Annotated in this window: 12 protein-coding genes and 1 riboswitch; of the genes, 7 read left to right on the top strand and 5 right to left on the bottom strand. The window is 73.6% G+C overall.

The window, feature by feature from the left end; all coding sequences use genetic code 11:
- The first annotated feature begins 179 nt into the window (after nt 1–179).
- Nucleotides 180–2,303: a DNA gyrase/topoisomerase IV subunit B gene (locus ABD363_RS11705; RefSeq protein ID WP_344602410.1), complete on the top strand. Its 2,124-nt coding sequence runs from the start codon at nt 180–182 to the stop codon at nt 2,301–2,303.
- Between the two features lie 262 nt (nt 2,304–2,565).
- Here the strand turns inward: ABD363_RS11705 and ABD363_RS11710 are convergent, their stop codons facing one another.
- From ABD363_RS11710 to ABD363_RS11720, 3 genes are all read right to left on the bottom strand, one after another.
- Nucleotides 2,566–3,246, bottom strand: coding sequence for a response regulator (locus ABD363_RS11710; protein ID WP_344602412.1), 681 nt, complete (start codon nt 3,244–3,246; stop codon nt 2,566–2,568).
- Nucleotides 3,243–4,919 (bottom strand): sensor histidine kinase, encoded by a 1,677-nt coding sequence (locus tag ABD363_RS11715; RefSeq protein ID WP_344602414.1) that lies wholly within the window; start codon nt 4,917–4,919, stop codon nt 3,243–3,245. The genes ABD363_RS11710 and ABD363_RS11715 overlap by 4 nt, the downstream gene beginning before the upstream one ends.
- A gap of 197 nt (nt 4,920–5,116) precedes the next feature.
- The gene (locus ABD363_RS11720; protein ID WP_344602416.1) at nt 5,117–6,061 is read right to left on the bottom strand and encodes a ferredoxin family protein; all 945 of its coding nucleotides are present in this window, start codon (nt 6,059–6,061) and stop codon (nt 5,117–5,119) included.
- A gap of 578 nt (nt 6,062–6,639) precedes the next feature.
- Here ABD363_RS11720 and ABD363_RS11725 point away from each other — a divergent pair.
- Nucleotides 6,640–7,812: a CobW family GTP-binding protein gene (locus ABD363_RS11725; protein WP_425577976.1), complete on the top strand. Its 1,173-nt coding sequence runs from the start codon at nt 6,640–6,642 to the stop codon at nt 7,810–7,812.
- A 108-nt stretch (nt 7,813–7,920) separates the two neighbouring features.
- Here the strand turns inward: ABD363_RS11725 and ABD363_RS11730 are convergent, their stop codons facing one another.
- Nucleotides 7,921–10,374: a DNA gyrase/topoisomerase IV subunit A gene (locus ABD363_RS11730; protein ID WP_344602418.1), complete on the bottom strand. Its 2,454-nt coding sequence runs from the start codon at nt 10,372–10,374 to the stop codon at nt 7,921–7,923.
- A 264-nt stretch (nt 10,375–10,638) separates the two neighbouring features.
- Between ABD363_RS11730 and ABD363_RS11735 the strand changes: the two genes are divergently transcribed.
- The 4 genes from ABD363_RS11735 (at nt 10,639) to ABD363_RS11750 (ending at nt 15,506) form a co-directional block, all read left to right on the top strand.
- Complete coding sequence (locus tag ABD363_RS11735; protein WP_344602420.1) at nt 10,639–12,000, top strand: M16 family metallopeptidase; 1,362 nt, start codon at nt 10,639–10,641, stop codon at nt 11,998–12,000.
- On the top strand, nt 11,997–13,385 hold the full coding sequence (locus tag ABD363_RS11740) for a M16 family metallopeptidase (protein ID WP_344602422.1): 1,389 nt from the start codon (nt 11,997–11,999) through the stop codon (nt 13,383–13,385). Before ABD363_RS11735 ends, ABD363_RS11740 begins: the two co-directional genes overlap by 4 nt.
- 189 nt (nt 13,386–13,574) lie before the next feature.
- Nucleotides 13,575–13,774, top strand: a riboswitch (cyclic di-AMP (ydaO/yuaA leader).
- A gap of 13 nt (nt 13,775–13,787) precedes the next feature.
- Nucleotides 13,788–14,540 carry a M23 family metallopeptidase gene (locus tag ABD363_RS11745; RefSeq protein WP_344602424.1) on the top strand — a complete coding sequence of 251 codons (753 nt, stop codon included), beginning with the start codon at nt 13,788–13,790 and terminating at the stop codon, nt 14,538–14,540.
- A gap of 270 nt (nt 14,541–14,810) precedes the next feature.
- Nucleotides 14,811–15,506, top strand: a complete 696-nt coding sequence (locus tag ABD363_RS11750; protein ID WP_344602426.1) for a GntR family transcriptional regulator — start codon at nt 14,811–14,813, stop codon at nt 15,504–15,506.
- Between the two features lie 202 nt (nt 15,507–15,708).
- Here the strand turns inward: ABD363_RS11750 and ABD363_RS11755 are convergent, their stop codons facing one another.
- Nucleotides 15,709–15,990, bottom strand: a complete 282-nt coding sequence (locus ABD363_RS11755) for an HPr family phosphocarrier protein (protein WP_344602428.1) — start codon at nt 15,988–15,990, stop codon at nt 15,709–15,711.
- A gap of 176 nt (nt 15,991–16,166) precedes the next feature.
- Between ABD363_RS11755 and ABD363_RS11760 the strand changes: the two genes are divergently transcribed.
- Nucleotides 16,167–19,007 carry a bifunctional acetate--CoA ligase family protein/GNAT family N-acetyltransferase gene (locus ABD363_RS11760; protein ID WP_344602430.1) on the top strand — a complete coding sequence of 947 codons (2,841 nt, stop codon included), beginning with the start codon at nt 16,167–16,169 and terminating at the stop codon, nt 19,005–19,007.
- Nucleotides 19,008–19,046 lie beyond the last annotated feature (39 nt).

Genomic DNA, 19,046 nt, shown 5'->3' with positions numbered 1-19,046 from the left:
TGATGTGTGCTTCACCCCATCGAGGTATCGAACAGGTATGCGATCCTGGACTAGTCTGAGTCCCCGTCGAGGGTGGCGTTACAACGGCTCTACCAGGCCTCGGTACCCTCTGACCGGTGAACGACGCCGCGCCCTTGCCCACAGGGGCCCCATCTGAAATTCAGCGAGGAGCGAACCGCGTGACCGCCGACACGTCCGTGCCGTCCACAGCGCTGCTGGCAGGAGCAGACCGGGACGGTTCCAACTACACCGCGCGGCACCTGCTCGTCCTCGAGGGGCTCGAGGCCGTGCGGAAGCGTCCGGGCATGTACATCGGCTCGACCGACAGCCGCGGTCTGATGCACTGCCTCTGGGAGATCATCGACAACTCCGTGGACGAGGCCCTCGGCGGCTACTGCGATCACATCGAGGTGATCCTGCACGACGACGGATCGGTCGAGGTCCGGGACAACGGCCGTGGCATCCCGGTCGACGTCGAGCCCAAGACCGGCCTGTCCGGCGTCGAGGTCGTCATGACCAAGCTGCACGCCGGCGGCAAGTTCGGCGGCGGCTCGTACGCCGCCTCCGGCGGTCTGCACGGCGTCGGCGCCTCCGTGGTGAACGCCCTGTCCGCCCGGCTGGACGTCGAGGTGGACCGCGGCGGCCACACCCACGCCATCAGCTTCCGGCGCGGCGTCCCCGGCACCTTCGCCGCGCTGGACCCGGACGCCAGGTTCGAGGCCAGGAGCGGGCTGCGCAGGACCAAGAAGATCCCGAAGAACCGCACCGGCACGCGCGTGCGGTACTGGGCCGACCGCCAGATCTTCCTCAAGGACGCCAAGCTCTCCCTGGAGACGCTGCACCAGCGCGCCCGCCAGACCGCCTTCCTGGTGCCCGGGCTGACCATCGTCGTCCGTGACGAGTTCGGTCTCGGCGAGGGCGGCAGCAAGGGTGAGGAGTCCTTCCGCTTCGACGGCGGCATCAGCGAGTTCTGCGAGTTCCTGGCGAGCGACCGGCCCATCTGCGACGTCCTGCGCTTCACCGGGCAGGGCACCTTCAAGGAGACGGTCCCCGTCCTGGACGAGCGCGGCCAGATGACGCCCACCGAGGTCACGCGCGAGCTCGGCGTCGACGTCGCGCTGCGCTGGGGGACCGGCTACGACACGACGGTCCGGTCCTTCGTCAACATCATCGCCACCCCCAAGGGCGGCACCCACGTCGCGGGCTTCGAGCAGGCCGTCACGAAGACGATGAACGAGGTGCTGCGCGCCAAGAAGATGCTGCGTGTCGCCGAGGACGACATCGTCAAGGACGACGCCCTGGAAGGGCTCACCGCCGTCGTCACGGTCCGCCTCGCCGAGCCGCAGTTCGAGGGCCAGACCAAGGAGGTGCTCGGCACCTCGGCGGCCCGCCGCATCGTGAACAACGTCGTCACCAAGGAACTCAAGGCGTTCCTGACGTCCACCAAGCGCGACGCCGCCCAGCAGGCCCGCGTCGTCCTGGAGAAGGCCGTCGCCGCGGCCCGCACCCGCATCGCCGCCCGTCAGCACAAGGACGCGCAGCGCCGCAAGACGGCCCTGGAGTCCTCCTCGCTGCCCGCCAAGCTAGCCGACTGCCGTAGCGACGACGTCGAGCGCAGCGAACTGTTCATCGTCGAGGGCGACTCCGCGCTGGGTACGGCGAAGCTCGCCCGGAACTCCGAGTTCCAGGCGCTGCTGCCGATCCGCGGCAAGATCCTCAACGTCCAGAAGTCGTCCGTGACGGACATGCTGAAGAACGCCGAGTGCGGTGCGATCATCCAGGTCATAGGAGCCGGGTCCGGCCGGACCTTCGACATCGACCAGGCCCGCTACGGCAAGATCATCATGATGACCGACGCCGACGTGGACGGCTCCCACATCCGCACGCTGCTGCTGACGCTGTTCCACCGCTACATGCGGCCCATGGTCGAGGCGGGCCGGGTGTTCGCCGCGGTCCCGCCGCTGCACCGCATCGAGATCGTCCAGCCGAAGAGGGGGCAGGACAAGTACGTCTACACGTACTCCGACCGTGAGCTGCGGGACAAGCTCATGGAGTTCCAGAGCAAGGGCATCCGTTACAAGGACTCCATCCAGCGCTACAAGGGCCTCGGCGAGATGGACGCCGACCAGCTGGCCGAGACGACCATGGACCCGCGCCACCGCACACTGCGCCGGATCAACCTCACCGACCTGGAAGCCGCGGAACAGATCTTCGACCTGCTGATGGGCAACGAGGTCGCTCCCCGCAAGGAGTTCATCTCCAATTCGGCGGCGACGCTGGACCGGTCGCGTATCGACGCGTAGGCGCCGCACCGGGTCCGGGCGTCGGCCGGCGGGCCCCGGTCCCGGGGCCTGCCCGGTACGGGCCGGGGCCGCGGGCCCGGCGTGACGCCCCGCACCCGCGCCGGGATCCCGGCGGGGCGCTCAAGGCGCTCAGCTCCGGCATCGTGGGGCCGGGGCCGGACCGGGTGAGCCGTACCCGGCGGGGGCCACGCGGCCGCAGGCGGCCGGCATCCGCACGAAGAGCCCGGGAATGGTCCTTTCCCCCGCCTCCACGGGCCGTGCCTCAGGCGCGGGTCGCCCACACGTAACGGTGCTCCGGGCGGCCCGCTTCGCCGTACCTGAGGGTCAGTACGGCCCGTCCCGTGCGCTCCAGGAGCTTCAGATAGCGCTGGGCGGTCTGACGGCTCACCCCGGTCCGCTCGGCGATCTCCTGGGCGGACAGCGGGCCGTCGGCGTTCATCAGGGACTGCCGCACCAGCTCCGCCGTGGTGGGGGAGTGCCCCTTGGGCAGCTCCGGTTCCGACGGCGTGGACAGGGCGCCGAAGATGCGGTCCACCTCGGCCTGTTCGGCCTCGCCGCCGCCGTCGAGGGTGCGGCGCAGCTCCGCGTACGCCTCCAGCTTGGCGCGCAGACCCGCGAAGGCGAACGGTTTGACCAGGTACTGCAGAGCACCGTGCCGCATCGCCGCCTGGACGGTGGACACGTCCCGCGCCGCCGTCACCATGATCACGTCGGCCTGGTGGCCGCGCCGGCGCATCTCCTGGACGACCGCCAGTCCCGTCTCGTCGGGCAGGTAGTGATCCATCAGGACCAGGTCCAGGCCGGGCAGCGTCTCCAGCCTGTGCAGCGCCTCCGCCGCGCTGTGGGCCTCGGCGGCGACGTGGAAACCCGGCACCTTCTCGACGTAGGCCGTGTTGACCCGGGCGACCCGAGTGTCGTCGTCCACGACCAGGACCTCGATCATCGCGACTCCTCCTCGGTGACGGCCCGCGCGGCCGGCGGCACGGTGGGGACGGGTACCGGATCCGGCTCGGTCAGCGCCTCCGGCAGGACGACGGTGAACTCCGCGCCCCCGCCGTGCGCCTCGCCGGCCGTCACGCTGCCGCCCTGCCGCTCGGCGAGCCTGCGCACCAGGGAGAGCCCGAGGCCGCGCCGGCGGTGTGCGGGCGGCGTCTTGGTGGACCAGCCCTCCGTGAAGACCAACTCGCGTCGGTCCACCGGAATTCCGGGCCCTGTGTCGCGCACCCGGAGGATCGCGGTCCGCCCCTCGGCCCGCAGTTCGACCTCCACGCGCGCGTGCGGCGTGCCCGCGGCGGCGTCGAGCGCGTTGTCCACGAGGTTGCCGACGATCGTGACGAGCCCCCTGGAGTCGATCAGGAGGTCCGGGAGCCGGGTCCGGTCCGAGACGCGCAGGGCGACGCCGCGCTCGGCCGCGACCGTGGCCTTGCCCACCAGCAGCGCGGCGAGAAGCGGGTCCTGGATCTTCTCGGTGATCTGTTCGGCGGTGGCCCGGTGGTCGCCGACCACCTCCCCGACGAATTCCGCCGCGTCGTCGTACAGCTCCAGTTCGAGCAGCCCCAGCAGCGTGTGCATGCGGTTGGCGTGCTCGTGGTCCTGGGCACGCAGGGCGTCGATCAGGCCGCGCGTCGAGTCCAGCTCCCGGCCCAGCTGCTCCAGCTCGGTACGGTCGCGCAGGGTGGCGACGGCGCCGCCGTCGCCGGTGGGCATCCGGTTGGCGACCAGGACGCGCTGGCCGCGGACCATGAGCAGATCGGTGCCCGTCACCCGGCCGGCCAGGACGTCGGCCGTGCGCCCCCCGCCGAGCGCCTCGTCCGGAGACCGGCCGAGGGCCTCGTCCCCCAGCTCCAGCAGGCGCTGCGCCTCGTCGTTGAGGAGGCGGATGCGGCCGGCGCGGTCGAGGGCGACGACGCCCTCCCGGATGCCGTGCAGCATCGCCTCGCGCTCCGCGAGCAGCGCCGCGATGTCGGAGAAGGCCAGGTCGCGGGTCTGCCGCTGGACCCGGCGCGAGACGAGCCAGGCGGCCAGCGCACCGACGGCCAGGGCGCCCCCGGCGTATGCGAGGAGCTCGGGGATCGCGTGGATCAGGCGTGCCCGGACGCTGTCGTACGCGATGCCGACCGACACCGCCCCGACGATGGTGCCGGTGCTGTCGCGCAGCGGCACCTTGCCGCGGGCGGTGCGGCCCAGGGTGCCGTCGTCGATGGCCATGACCTCCCGGCCGGACAGGGCCCGGCTGGGATCGGTCGACACGACGCCGCCGATCTGCCGCGGGTCGGTGTGCGACCAGCGCACCCCCCGCCGGTCCATGACCACGACGTACTCCGCCCCGGTGGCCCTCCGGATCCGTTCCGCCTCCCGTTGCACCGGTCCGGACGGCGTCGGAGGGGTGCTGCGCAGGTCCTCCGCGAGCCGCGGCTGCTGCGCGGTGGTCTGCGCGATCGCCAGGGCCCGGCGCATCGCCTGGTCGTCCAGCTGGTCGCCGAGCGGCGCGAGGAACAACCCGGTCGCGAGCACCGCGACTCCCGCGGCGATCGCCACCTGCATCAGCAGCACCTGCGAGAACATCCGCCGCGGCAGGCCGAGGCGCAGGCGGCGTGCGGGGGGAGTGGGGCTCATGCCCATGACGGTACGTGGGGGTGTCCAGCCGCTGTGACGGGGTGTGGCGCGGATCTCCCGGTCGCCGGCCTTCCCGGTCGCCGGGCCGGGCGGCGGGGCGAGCGGGAAACCGCGGCGGGGGAGCGGGAAGCGGCTCGGGGAGACGCAGGGGGAAGCGGTGCGAGCGGGAGGCCGGGCCGGCCGGGAAGTCCTCGCGGTCAGCTCGCCAGCGCCGTCGCCACCGCGAGCTCGCGCACCTCCACCACGTCCATCCGCGCCGGTGAGCCCAGCACCGACGCGCCGCAGCTCTCCGGGCGGGGCGGCCGGGGCCGGCCCTGGGCCACCACGACCCGCCAGTGGCGCCCGTCGGTGTGGGCGACGGTCACCTCCCAGCGGGGGGCCGCGCCGTCCGTCCGCACCACGCCCAGCGTCTCCGCCCCGTCCTCGCCCGAGGCCGTGCGCACGGCCAGTTCGGCCGCCTGGCCGGGGCGTTCCCAGGCCGAGTTCCCGCGGCATCCCGCCACGACGATCCGCCCCTCCCGCACTCCGTGCAGGATCTCCTTGACGGCCGGGGCCCCGACCCGGCCGTAGGCGTATCCGTACGGCAGGACGAGCAGCGTCGGCGAGAAACGGTGACCACCCAGATGGGTGACCTCCCAGACGCCCTGGAACCCGGAGGCGGCGAGTTCGGCCGCCAGGGGGCGGCCGAGGAGGGCGCAGCAGCGGTCGCGCTTGCCGTTGGTGCAGACGAGGGCGAGCGGATCGCCCGTGTGGGGCGCGCCGCGGAGCACCGAGCCGAAGGTCTGGTGATCGCCGCTGCCGAGGGCGGCGAAGTCGAGGTCGAGCAGGCGCCCGGGGTCGGTGACGGTGGCGCCGTGCAGCCACGCGTTTCCCGCGACGGTGTGGGCCGCGTACACCCGGCGTTCGGCGGGCGCGCCGCAGTCGGCGTGCCGTCCGGGGCGGCGGATGAGCGCGATGCGTACGCCCGTGCCCTTCGCGGCCGCCTCCAGGGCACGGCCCAGCGCGGGATCCAGGTGGCTGGCGGTGAGCGCCTTGGCGCCCCAGGGACCGGGCTGTTCCAGCAGCAGCCAGGTCCGCGCGGTGGCCGCGGTTCCCGCGAGGGGCTCGTCGAGGTCCAGGGAGACGGTTGAGCACGTACTCACGAAGGTGAGCCTAACCTGATGTGAGCCGGGCGCTCTCCAGCCGCGCCCGGTCGCTGCTCCGGCAGGGGCAGCGGGGGCCCGGGCCCCCGCGTACCGGCCGCTCGGGCGTATGCGCAGCGGCCGCTCCCCGCACTCCTCCGGGGCGTGGGCGGCCGGCCCGCCGCACGAGCGACGGCGGGACCGTCCCGCTCGCCGTGGGGCACCCGGGGCGAGGCGGCGGGCGCGACGAGCGCCAGGACGGCGGCGGGGTGTGCCCCGCGAGCGTCGCCGGCGATCGTCCACGCCACGGGGTTTCTCCCCGCTCGTATCCTGGGTCGGCATTCCGTTCCCCAGGTACGCCGGGCACGCACCGGTGTGCGCGACGGCGTGAGAGAGGTCGCACAGTGAGCCAGCCGAGCCCGACTCAGAGCGCCGGCCCGAGCCCGGGCCCAGGCCCGGCCCCGAGTCCGAGGCCGGATGATCCGAGGCCGGACGAGGGGCCGGCTCCGGCAGGGGATCCGGCTCCGGCCGCGGGACCGGGTCCGAGCGCCGGTGCCGGTACGGGGGCGCACCCGGGGCCGCGGCAGATCCCGGTCGTCGTGCTCGCCGGATTCCTCGGCTCCGGGAAGACGACTCTGCTGAACCACCTCCTCCACCACAGCGGCGGCAGCCGGATCGGCGTCGTCGTCAACGACTTCGGCGCCATCGAGATCGACGCGATGGCGGTGGCGGGCGCGCTCGGCGACTCCACCGTCTCCCTGGGCAACGGCTGCCTGTGCTGCGCCGTCGACGTCGGTGAGCTCGACCTGTACCTGGAGCGGCTCGCGCGGCCCGCCACCGGCGTCGACGTCATCGTCATCGAGGCCAGCGGGCTCGCCGAGCCGCGGGAACTCGTGCGCATGGTGCTCGCCAGCGAGCATCCGGGGGTCGTGTACGGCGGGCTCGTCGAGGTCGTCGACGCCGCGGAGTTCGACGACACCCGGGCGAAGCACCCCGAGATCGACCGGCACCTCGCCCTGGCCGACCTCGTGGTGGTCAACAAGCTCGACCGGGCGGCGGACGGCGAGCGCGTGCTCGGCCTCGTGCGGTCCCTCGCCGACCGGGCCGCCGTGGTGCCGGCCGCCTACGGCCGCATCGACCCCGAGTTCCTCTTCGACTGCAGGCCGAGCGAGGAGCGGGTCGGGCAGCTGTCCTTCGACGACCTGCACGACCACGGTCGGGACGAGGGCGCGGACGGTCACGCCGGGCACCTGCACACCGCCTACGACAGCGTGTCCTTCGTCTCCGCGGCGCCTCTCGACCCGCGGCGACTGATGGCGTTCCTCGACAGCCGGCCCGAGGGGCTGTACCGGATCAAGGGGTACGTCGACTTCGGTCCGTACGACCCCCGGAACCGGTACGCGATCCACGCCGTGGGCCGGTTCCTGCGCTTCTACCCGGAGCCGTGGGCGCCCGGCGGCGAACGCCTCACGCAGTTGGTCCTCATCGGCTCCGGCATCGACGCGCCGGCCCTCGGCAAGGAGCTGGAGGCGTGCAGGAACGAGACCTCGCACGCCGACGAGCACGGCATGTGGGGCGTCCTGCGCTTCGTCCAGGATCCCGAGGAGCGCGAGCGGGACCGGGACCCCGAGGGGCGGGAACAGGATCCCGGTCATCGGGACCCCGAGGCGTGGGACCCCGGTGAGCGGGATCCCGAGGACCTGGATCCCTACGACGAGGATCCCGAGGACCTGGACCCCTGCCACCAGGATCCCGACGAGCGGAGTCACTAGGGCGAGCCGGGCCCCGGCCACGGGACCCCGGCGGCCGGGACCCGCGTCCAGGCTCCCGGCGACCGGGGCCCCGTGCCCGGGACCCCGGCCCCGCGAAGCCCTCCCGGCTCAGGCGGGCCCCGCCACCACCGCCACCGTCTTCGGCAGGGACACGCCCGAGCCGTCGCGGCGCGGATCGAGTTCCGGCAGTTCGGCCGGGGAGCCGTTCTTCTGGGCGGCGCGGGCCGGGGCGGCGCCCGCCCAGGCCAGGGCCAGGCAGTCCTCGCCCTTCAGGAACCGCTGGCAGCGGACGCCGCCGGTGGCGCGGCCCTTGCGCGGGAACTGGTCGAACGGGGTCAGCTTGGCCGTGGTCTGCACGGAGTCGTCCAGCGTGCCGCGCGAGCCCGCGACCGTGAACACCACCGCGTCGGCGGCCGGGTCGACGGCCGTGAAGGAGATCACCCTCGCGCCGTCGGTCAGCTTGATGCCCGCCACGCCGCCCGCCGGACGGCCCTGGGGCCGGACCTGCGAGGCCTGGAAGCGCAGCAGCTGCGCGTCGTCCGTGATGAAGACCAGGTCCTCCTCGCCGGTGCGCAGTTCCACCGCGCCGACGATCCGGTCGCCCTCCTTGAGCGTGATGACCTCCAGCTCCTCCTTGTTGGCCGGGTAGTCGGGCACCACGCGCTTGACCACGCCCTGCTCGGTGCCGAGCGCCAGGCCCGGCGAGGACTCGTCGAGCGTGGTCAGGCAGACCACCGTCTCGTCGTCCTGGAGGGAGACGAACTCCGCGAGCGGCGCACCTCCCGAGAGGTTCGGCGTCGTTGTCGTCTCCGGGAGCTGGGGGAGGTCGATCACGTTCAGGCGGAGCAGACGGCCGGCCGAGGTCACCACACCGATCTCGCCGCGGGCCGTGGCCGGCACCGCCGAGACGATCACGTCGTGCTTGACGCGCTTGGCGCGGGCGTCCGCGGGGAAGGGGTCGGCGTTCGCCGTACGGGCCAGCAGGCCCGTGGAGGACAGCAGCACCCGGCACGGGTCGTCCGCCACCTGCAGCGGCACGGCGACCGGGGTGTCCGACGACTCCAGCAGCACCGTACGGCGGTCGGTGCCGAACTTCTTCGCCACCGCGGCCAGTTCGGAGGAGACCAGCTTGCGCAGCTCCGTGTCGGACTCGAGGATCCGGGTCAGTTCCTCGATCTCCTCGGTGAGCCGGTCCTGCTCCGCCTCCAGCTCGACGCGGTCGTACTTGGTCAGGCGGCGCAGCGGCGTGTCCAGGATGTACTGGGTCTGGATCTCGCTCAGGGAGAAACGCTCCATCAGGCGCTGCTTGGCCTGTGCGGAGTTCTCGCTGGAGCGGATGAGGCGGATGACCTCGTCGATGTCCAGCAGGGCCGTGAGCAGGCCCTGGACCAGGTGCAGGCGGTCGCGCTTCTTGCCGCGGCGGAACTCGGAGCGGCGGCGGACGACGTCGAAGCGGTGGTCGAGGTAGACCTCCAGGAGTTCCTTCAGGCCCAGCGTGAGCGGCTGGCCGTCCACCAGGGCGACGTTGTTGATGCCGAAGGACTCCTCCATCGGCGTCAGCTTGTAGAGCTGCTCCAGGACGGCCTCCGGCACGAAGCCGTTCTTGATCTCGATGACCAGGCGCAGGCCGTGCTCCCGGTCGGTGAGGTCCTTGACGTCGGCGATGCCCTGGAGCTTCTTCGAGCCGACCAGGTCCTTGATCTTGGCGATGACCTTCTCGGGGCCGACCGTGAAGGGCAGTTCGGTGACGACGAGGCCCTTGCGGCGCGCGGTGACGTTCTCCACCGAGACCGTGGCGCGGATCTTGAACGTGCCGCGGCCCGTCTCGTAGGCGTCCCGGATGCCGGACAGGCCGACGATCCGGCCGCCGGTGGGCAGGTCGGGGCCCGGGACGTGCTTCATCAGGGCGTCGAGATCGGCGTTCGGGTACCGGATCAGGTGGCGGGCGGCCGCGATCACCTCGCGCAGGTTGTGCGGCGGCATGTTCGTGGCCATGCCGACGGCGATGCCCGAGGCGCCGTTGACCAGCAGGTTCGGGAAGGCGGCGGGCAGCGCCACCGGCTCGCGCTCCTGGCCGTCGTAGTTGGGCTGGAAGTCGACGGTGTCCTCGTCGATGGACTCCGTCATCAGGCTCGTGGCCTCGGTCATCCGGCACTCGGTGTACCGCATGGCGGCGGGCGGGTCGTCGTTGCCCAGCGAGCCGAAGTTGCCGTGGCCGTCGACCAGCGGGACGCGCATGGAGAAGGGCTGGGCCATGCGCACCAGGGCGTCGTAGATCGACGCGTCGCCGTGCGGGTGCAGCTTGCCCATGACCTCGCCGACCACGCGGGCGCACTTCACATAGCCGCGGTCGGGGCGCAGGCCCATCTCGTTCATCTGGTAGACGATGCGGCGGTGCACCGGTTTGAGGCCGTCGCGGGCGTCCGGCAGGGCCCGGGAGTAGATCACCGAGTACGCGTACTCAAGGAAGGAGCCCTGCATCTCGTCGACGACGTCGATGTCGAGGATCTTCTCCTCGTACGAGTCGTCGGGCGGTGGGGTCTTCGTGCTACGGCGGGCCATCGCTGCCGGCTCCTTGCTGAAGCGTGAACGGTGTCTGACGCGGACCATTGTGGACCGCGGCACTGACAGCGCGGGACCAGGACCCGGGGTGGGCGCCCGGCCCGGCGCTGCCCGCAGGCTACGCCCTCGCGCCGGATCGCCCCGTTCTCGCTCTCGGCGTACGGCGGCCGGGAACTTCACCGGCGGCCCGCACGCTTGCATACAGTGGCAGGACGGCAGGAAAGGCGCGGTCTCAGCCACCGCATCGCGATCGAAGGGACGTACATGCCCATGGGTCACACGGCCACAGCCCAGGCAGGCTCCGGGGGCCTGACAGCGACCGAGCACCGCCTGGCCAACGGCCTGCGCGTGGTGCTCTCCGAGGACCACCTGACCCCGGTCGCGGCGGTGTGCCTCTGGTACGACGTGGGCTCGCGCCACGAGGTCGAGGGACGCACCGGCCTGGCTCACCTTTTCGAGCACCTCATGTTCCAGGGGTCCGCCCAGGTCAAGGGCAACGGCCACTTCGAACTCGTCCAGGGCGCGGGCGGTTCGCTGAACGGCACCACCAGCTTCGAGCGGACCAACTACTTCGAGACCATGCCCGCCCACCAGCTGGAGCTCGCCCTCTGGCTGGAGGCCGACCGCATGGGCTCGCTGCTGGCCGCGCTGGACGAGGAGTCCATGGAGAACCAGCGGGACGTCGTCAAGAACGAGCGCCGCCAGCGCTACGACAACGTCCCCTACGGCACGGCCTTCGAGCGGCTGACCGCCCTGGCCTACCCGGAGGGCCACCCCTACCACCACACCCCGATCGGCTCGATGGCCGACCTGGACGCGGCGACCCTGGAGGACGCCCGCCGGTTCTTCCGCACGTACTACGCGCCGAACAACGCGGTGCTGTCGGTCGTCGGCGACATCGACCCCGAGCAGACGCTCGCCTGGGTCGAGAAGTACTTCGGCTCCATCCCGGCCCACGACGGCAAGCCGGAGCCCCGGGACGGCTCGCTGCCCGACATCATCGGCCGGCAGCTGCGCGAGGTCGTCGAGGAGGAGGTCCCGGCGCGCGCCCTGATGGCGGCCTACCGCCTGCCGCACGACGGCACGCGCGCGTGCGACGCGGCCGACCTGGCGCTCACCGTCCTGGGCGGCGGCGAGTCCTCCCGCCTGTACAACCGGCTCGTCCGGCGCGACCGCACGGCGGTGGCGGCCGGGTTCGGCCTGCTGCGGCTGGCCGGTGCGCCCTCGATGGGCTGGCTGGACGTGAAGACGTCCGGTGACGTCGAGGTGCCCGTCATCGAGGCCGCCGTCGACGAGGAGCTCGCCCGGTTCGCCGAGGAGGGCCCCACGGCCGAGGAGATGGAGCGCGCCCAGGCCCAGCTGGAGCGCGAGTGGCTGGACCGGCTCGGCACGGTCGCGGGCCGCGCCGACGAGCTGTGCCGGTACGCGGTCCTCTTCGGCGACCCCCAGCTCGCCCTGACCGCCGTCCAGCGCGTGCTGGAGGTGACGGCGGAGGAGGTGCAGGAGGTGGCCAAGGCCCGCCTGCGCCCCGACAACCGCGCGGTGCTCGTCTACGAGCCGGTCGCCACCGAGGCCGGGGAAGCGGACGCCGCGGCCACCGACGACAACGAGGAGACGGCGAAGTGACCGAGCTCGCCACGATGGAGTTCCACCCCCGGCCCGAGGGAGGCGAGCCCAGGCCCTGGGCGTTCCCGGCCCCCACGCGCGGGACGCTCGGCAACGGCCTGACGGTCCTGCGCTGCCACCGCCCCGGCCAGCAGGTCGTCGCCGTCGAGGTCCTCCTCGACGCCCCCCTGGACGCCGAGCCGGCCGGCCTCGACGGCGTCGCCACGATCATGGCGCGGGCCTTCGCCGAGGGCACCGACAAGCACTCCGCCGAGGAGTTCGCCGCCGAGCTGGAGCGCTGCGGCGCCACCCTCGACACGCACGCCGACCACCCCGGCGTACGCCTGAGCCTGGAGGTGCCGGCCTCCCGCCTGGCCAAGGCGCTCGGGCTGATCGCCGACGCCCTCAGGTCGCCCGCGTTCGCGGACGGCGAGGTGGAGCGGCTGGTGCGCAACCGGCTCGACGAGATCCCGCACGAGCTGGCCAACCCCGCCCGCCGGGCCGCCAAGGAGCTCTCCAGGGAGCTGTTCCCGGCGAGTTCGCGCATGTCGCGCCCGCGCCAGGGCACCGAGGAGACGGTCGCGAACATCGACTCCGCGGCCGTCCGCGCCTTCTACGAGAAGCACGTCCGCCCCGCCACGGCCACCGCCGTGGTCGTCGGCGACCTCACCGGCATCGACCTCGACGCGCTGCTCGGCGACACGCTCGGCGCGTGGACCGGCTCCCCGGCCGAGCCGCGGCCCGTGCCCCCGGTGATCGCCGACGACACCGGCCGGGTGGTCGTCGTGGACCGCCCCGGCGCCGTCCAGACGCAGCTGCTGATCGGCCGCACCGGCCCGGACCGGCACGACGGCGTGTGGCCCGCGCAGGTGCTCGGCACGTACTGCCTCGGCGGCACCCTCACCTCCCGCCTGGACCGCGTCCTGCGCGAGGAGAAGGGCTACACCTACGGCGTGCGGGCGTTCGGGCAGGTCCTCAGGTCCTCCCCGGAGGGCACCGGCGCCGCGATGCTCGCCATCAGCGGCTCCGTGGACACCCCGAACACCGGCCCCGCCCTGCGGGACCTGTGGACGGTGCTGCGCACGCTCGCCGAGGAGGGGCTCACCGACGCCGAGCGCGACGTCGCCGTGCAGAACCTGGTGGGCGTGGCGCCGCTGAAGTACGAGACCGCGGCGGCCGTCGCCGCCACCCTGGCCGACCAGGTCGAGCAGCACCTGCCCGACGACTACCAGGCCACGCTGTACCGCCGGCTCGCCGAGACCGGCACCGTGGAGGCCACCGCGGCGGTCGTGAACGCCTTCCCGGTGGACCGCCTGGTGACCGTCCTCGTCGGTGACGCGGCGCAGATCAAGGAGCCGGTGGAGGCCCTCGGCATCGGTGAGGTCACCGTGGTGTCCGCCGAGTAGCGGCACGCGCGCGGGAGCCCTGGCGACGGATACGTCACCAGGGCTCCCTTATGCCCGGATTGGGGTGGAGGTTGCCTGTCCGGCCTGTGGGATGCGCTACAAAACCCGTGTCGTGTTTGGGGTTTGCGGACCGGCGCGCTTAACGTCTTCCGGGCTGTCCGTCAGGCAGTGCGCCGCACCCGCGGCAGCGGGCAGCCATCGCCGAATCCCCGTACGGCGCGAGCCGGGGGAGCCGGGGACCCACCCTCCTCCCGCCGCCTCCGCGGCTGGAGGGGACCAGCAGTCCCCCCGGGGTGAATCGGGCGCCCGCGCGAGCGCGAGGGGGCCCGTAGGAGACCTTCCTGCTCCGAACCCGTCAGCTAACCCGGCAGGCGAGAGGGAAGGAAAGGACCAGCACACTTCATGGCGTTCACCCGCGCCACCGGGAAGCACCGCCGTTCCGGCCGGACGCACCGCACCACCGCCCGCGCGGCGGGCGTCGCGGCCCTCACCACCACCGGTGTCATCGGCGCCGCCGCGGCCCCCGCCCTCGCCGCCGAGCAGACCGGCCTCACCCCCGTCCTCGCCCTCGGGGAGTCCTTGGCCGACCAGATCGAGGCCCAGGCCGCCGCCCAGAAGCAGGCCGCCGAGGAGGCCGCCGCCGAGCAGCGGGCCGCCCGGATCGCGCGCAAGGAGGCGGCCGAGGCGGCGAAGAAGGCGCGCGAGGCCAAGGAGCGCGCCGCCCGCGAGGCCGAGCGCAAGCGCCTGAACACCTACGTGCCGCCCATCGCCGGCTCCTACGTCTCCACCGGCTACCGGGCCGGCGGCGCCGTCTGGTCCTCCGGCACCCACACCGGCGTCGACTTCCACGCGGCCGGCGGCACCCCCGTCCAGGCGGTCGGCGCCGGCACCGTCGTCGAGGCCGGCTGGGGCGGCGCGTACGGCAACCAGGTCGTGATCAGGATGCACGACGGCACGTACACCCAGTACGGCCACCTGTCGTCCATCGGCGTCTCGGTGGGCCAGGCGGTGCTCCCGGGCCAGCGGATCGGCCTGTCCGGCGCGACCGGCAACGTCACCGGGCCGCACCTGCACTTCGAGGCCCGCACGGCCGCCGGGTACGGCTCCGACATCGACCCGGTCGCCTACCTCCGCTCGCACGGCGTGGACCTCTGACGCCGTACGCCCCGCGCACGGGGTCCGGCCCCGCACGCCCCGCCCGCGGGGCCCGGCGCCGCACGCTCTCGTGAACGTCCGACGGCGGACGGTCGCGTTTCCCGAGGCCCCGGCTCCCCGAGCCGGGGCTTTCGGCGTTCCGCACGGCCGGATGTCCAAAAAATATCCATGATTTCCGGGCCGCCGTCGGAAATTCCGGCTCATTGCAATAGAGTCACGGAACACGCGTCCATCGTCGGCGTTTCACGGGGATTAAGGCGGAGGTCGGTCATGCGTATTCCGGCGCACTCGGTGTGCACGGCCATCCGGGACGACATCGTCGCGGGTGTCCACGAGCGCGGCAGCCGCCTCACCGAGGAACTCCTCGCGCGCCGCTACGGCGTCTCGCGCGTCCCCGTGCGCGAGGCCCTGCGCACCCTGGAGGCCGAGGGCTTCGTGGTGACCCGGCGGCACGCGGGCGCGTGCGTCGCGGAACCCACCGAGCAGGAGGCCGCCGACCTGCTGGAGATGCGCGGGCTCCTGGAGCCGCTCGGCGCCTTCCGGGCCGCCCAGCGGCGCACCGAGGCCCATCTGAAGGTGTTGCGCGGCCTGGTCAGGATCGGCCAGGAGCGCGCCCGCCGGGGCGGCGGCGAGGACCTGCGCTCCCTGGGCGGCTGGTTCCACGAGACGCTCGCCCAGGCCTCCGGCAGCCCCGCCCTGACCGCGACGCTGACCCAGCTGCGCCATAAGATCGCCTGGATGTACACCGTGCAGGCGCCCGCCGGACCCGTGGAGACCTGGGCGGAGCACGGGGCGATCGTGGACGCCGTGGCGCGCGGCGACGGCGAACGCGCGCGGGCGCTGACGGCGCTGCACAACGAGCGCGCGGCCGCCGCGCACCGGCTGCGGTTCGCCCCGGGCGCGGACCGTCCGGAGCGTGTGAGGAACTCGCAACCTCCCGTAAACATGCCGAGCCTGCGGCATTAACAAGGAGGCCGTATACAAAGAGCAGGAAATTCCCGGGGGGATTGTTCCTGCTGCCCGGAAATGAAAAACCCGAAGGGCTTGCCCGGTAATTCGGACGAGCCCTTCGGGGGTGCGGGACGGCGTCCCGGAATCGACGGCGTCCCCGCCGCCGGCCGGAAATCCGGCCGTGCGCGGCCGGCCTCGCGAAAGCCGCGCAGGGGCGTCAGACGGTCTCGGGGAGCTCCTCCAGGCCCTCGGAGACCAGCTTCGCCAGCCGGTCCAGGGCGGTGTCGGCGCCCTCGGCGTCCGACGCGAGGACGATCTCCTCGCCGCCCTGGGCGCCCAGGCTCAGGACGGCCAGCATGGAGGCCGCGTTGACGGGGGTGCCGCCTGCCTTGGCGATCGTCACCGGGACGCCTGCGGCCGTGGCGGCCCGGACGAAGATGGAGGCGGGGCGGGCGTGGAGGCCCTCGGCCCAGCCGACGTTGACGCGGCGCTCAGCCATGTGTTGCTGCCCTTCGGTGTTCAGGGTTGTCTAGACCAGTTTCCCATATCGTGAAGCATGCCCGGAGGAACGCGCGTCCCTCCGGGGCGGCGGCCGGGCCGCGGCCTCGGCCCGGACCTCCGTCCCCCACAGCCTGCCCCGCGCCGTCGCCGGACGCGAGCCTTACGCTGGGGCCCATGCAGACCTCGCCGGACCGGCACGAGTACCCCGCCCACTGGGAGGCCGACGTGGTGCTGCGCGACGGCGGCACCGCGCGCATCCGCCCCATCACCGTCGACGACGCGGACCGGCTGGTCAGCTTCTACGAGCAGGTGTCGGACGAGTCGAAGTACTACCGCTTCTTCGCGCCCTACCCCCGCCTGTCCGCCAAGGACGTCCACCGCTTCACGCACCACGACTTCGTGGACCGGGTGGGACTCGCGGCCACGGTCGGCGGCGAGTTCATCGCCACCGTACGCTACGACCGGATCGGCGCCGGCGGCGCGGCCGTGCCGGCCCACCCGTCCGCGGCCGGCCCCGCCCCGTCCGAGACGGCCGAGGTCGCCTTCCTGGTCCAGGACGCCCACCAGGGCCGCGGCGTCGCCTCCGCCCTCCTCGAACACATCGCCGCCGTCGCCCGGGAGCGCGGCATCCGCCGCTTCGCCGCCGAGGTGCTGCCCGCCAACACCAGGATGATCAAGGTGTTCACGGACGCCGGGTACACCCAGAAGCGCAGCTTCGAGGACGGCGTCGTCCGCCTGGAGCTCGACCTCGAACCGACCGGCCGCTCGCTGGCCGTGCAGTACGCGCGCGAGCAGCGCGCCGAGGCGCGGTCCGTGCAGCGGCTGCTGGCGCCGGGCTCGGTCGCCGTCGTCGGGGCCGGCCGCACACCCGGCGGCGTGGGCCGCAGCATCCTCGGCAACATCCGGGACGCCGGTTTCACCGGCCGGCTGTACGCCGTCAACCGGGCCTTCCCCGAGGAGTGGAAGGAGCTCGACGGGGTGCCCGCCCACCGCTCGGTGCGGGACATCGACGGGCCCGTCGACCTCGCGGTGGTCGCCGTCCCGGCCGAGCACGTCCCCGCGGTCGTCGCCGAGTGCGGCGAGCACGGCGTGCAGGGCCTCGTCGTGGTCTCCGCCGGGTACGCCGAGAGCGGTCCCGAGGGGCGCGAGCGCCAGCGCGCCCTGGTGCGGCACGCGCGCGCGTACGGCATGCGGATCATCGGGCCCAACGCCTTCGGGATCATCAACACCTCCCCGCGGGTGCGGCTCAACGCCTCCCTCGCCCCCGAGACGCCGCGCCCCGGACGCATCGGGCTGTTCGCCCAGTCCGGTGCCATCGGCGTCGCCCTGCTGTCCCGGCTGCACCGGCGCGGGGGAGGGGTCACCGGCGTCACCGGCGTGTCGACCTTCGTCTCGTCCGGCAACCGGGCCGACGTGTCCGGCAACGACGTCCTCCAGTACTGGTACGACGACCCGGACACCGACGTCGTGCTGATGTACCTGGAGTCCATCGGCAACCCGCGCAAGTTCACCCGCCTCGCGCGGCGCACGGCGGCGGCGAAGCCGCTGGTCGTCGTCCAGGGGGCGCGCCACGGCACCGCCCCCCAGGGCCACACCGTACGGGCGACGCGGCTGCCGCACGCCACCGTCTCCGCGCTGCTGCGGCAGGCCGGGGTGATCCGGGTGGACACCATCACCGAACTGGTGGACGCGGGCCTGCTGCTCGCCCGCCAGCCCCTGCCCGCCGGACCCCGGGTGGCGATCCTCGGCAACTCCGAGTCCCTCGGGCTGCTCACCTACGACGCCTGCCTCGCCGAGGGCCTGCGCCCCCACCCGCCGCTGGACCTGACCACGGCGGCCTCGGCGGCGGACTTCCGCGCGGCCCTCGCCCGCGCGCTCGCCGACGACACCTGCGACGCGGTGGTCGTGACCGCGATCCCCGCGGTGAGGGAGGACCCGGCCCAGGACGCGGCGCTGGCGGAGGCCCTGCGGTCGGCCGCCGCCGCGGTCCCCGCCAAGCCGGTCCTGGTCGTGCACGTGGAGCTCGGCGGGCTCGCCGAGGCCCTGTCGGCCGCCGCGAGCACCGCGCCCCAGCCCGCGCCCGGCACCCCGCCCGGCCACCCGCTCCGGCCCGGGGAGCGGCCGCCCGCCGCGGTACGGGCCCCCGAGGGCGCCCACCTCATCCCCGCCTACCCCGCCGCCGAACGCGCCGTCCGCGCCCTCGCCGAAGCCGTCAAGTACGCCCAGTGGCGCCGCGAGGCCGCCGACCCCGGCAAGGTGCCCGAGTACGACGACATCGACGAGAAGGGGGCCGCGGCGCTGATCGGCGGACTCCTCGCGCGCGGGCAGGGCCTCACGCTTGGCACGGAGGAGACCTGCGAACTGCTCGCCCGGTACGGCGTCCACGTCCACCGCGCCCTGCCCGCCCCCACCCCCGACGACGCCGCGGCCGCCGCCCGCGCCCTCGGCTACCCCGTGGCCCTCAAGGCCACCGCCCCGCACCTGCGGCACCGCGCCGACCTCGGCGGCGTCCGCCTGGACCTGGCCGACGAGGAACAACTGCGGCGTTCGTACGCCGAGTTGACCGATCTGTTCGGCAGGCCGCAGGAGGTGCGGCCGGTGGTGCAGAGGATGGCGCCGCGCGGCGTCGACACCGTGGTGCGGGCCGTCATCGACCCGGCGGCCGGGGCGGTGCTCTCCTTCGGGCTGGCCGGGGCCGCCTCGCAGCTGCTCGGGGACACGGCGCACCGGCTGATCCCGGTCACGGACCGGGACGCGGCCGCGCTGGTCCGCTCGATCCGGACGGCGCCGCTGCTGTTCGGCTGGCGCGGTTCGGCCCCCGTGGACACGCCCGCCCTGGAGGAACTGCTGCTGCGCGTGTCCCGGCTGGTCGACGACCACCCCGAGGTCGTCGCGGTCACCCTGGAGCCGGTCGTGGTCGCCCCGCAGGGCCTGAGCGTGCTCGGCGCCTCCGTGCGCCTGGCCCCGCCGCCCGCCCGCGACGACCTCGGCCCGCGCACGCTCCCGGCGTACTGAGCCGCTCCACGGGGACGGCCGCGTGCGGGCGGCCCCGCG

The organism is Streptomyces glaucus (genome assembly GCF_039533365.1).
GTDB lineage: Bacteria > Actinomycetota > Actinomycetes > Streptomycetales > Streptomycetaceae > Streptomyces > Streptomyces glaucus.
The sequence above is the reverse complement of the archived record's forward strand: the minus strand, read 5'-3'. Positions and strand labels throughout refer to the sequence as shown.

Coding starts and splice junctions, on each gene's coding strand:
- ABD363_RS11745 (WP_344602424.1), top strand. CDS start 13,788: ATGGCGTTCACCCGCGCCACCGGGAAGCACCGCCGTTCCGGCCGGACG.
- ABD363_RS11755 (WP_344602428.1), bottom strand. CDS start 15,990: ATGGCTGAGCGCCGCGTCAACGTCGGCTGGGCCGAGGGCCTCCACGCC.
- ABD363_RS11750 (WP_344602426.1), top strand. CDS start 14,811: ATGCGTATTCCGGCGCACTCGGTGTGCACGGCCATCCGGGACGACATC.
- ABD363_RS11730 (WP_344602418.1), bottom strand. CDS start 10,374: ATGGCCCGCCGTAGCACGAAGACCCCACCGCCCGACGACTCGTACGAG.
- ABD363_RS11735 (WP_344602420.1), top strand. CDS start 10,639: ATGCCCATGGGTCACACGGCCACAGCCCAGGCAGGCTCCGGGGGCCTG.
- ABD363_RS11710 (WP_344602412.1), bottom strand. CDS start 3,246: ATGATCGAGGTCCTGGTCGTGGACGACGACACTCGGGTCGCCCGGGTC.
- ABD363_RS11715 (WP_344602414.1), bottom strand. CDS start 4,919: ATGAGCCCCACTCCCCCCGCACGCCGCCTGCGCCTCGGCCTGCCGCGG.
- ABD363_RS11760 (WP_344602430.1), top strand. CDS start 16,167: ATGCAGACCTCGCCGGACCGGCACGAGTACCCCGCCCACTGGGAGGCC.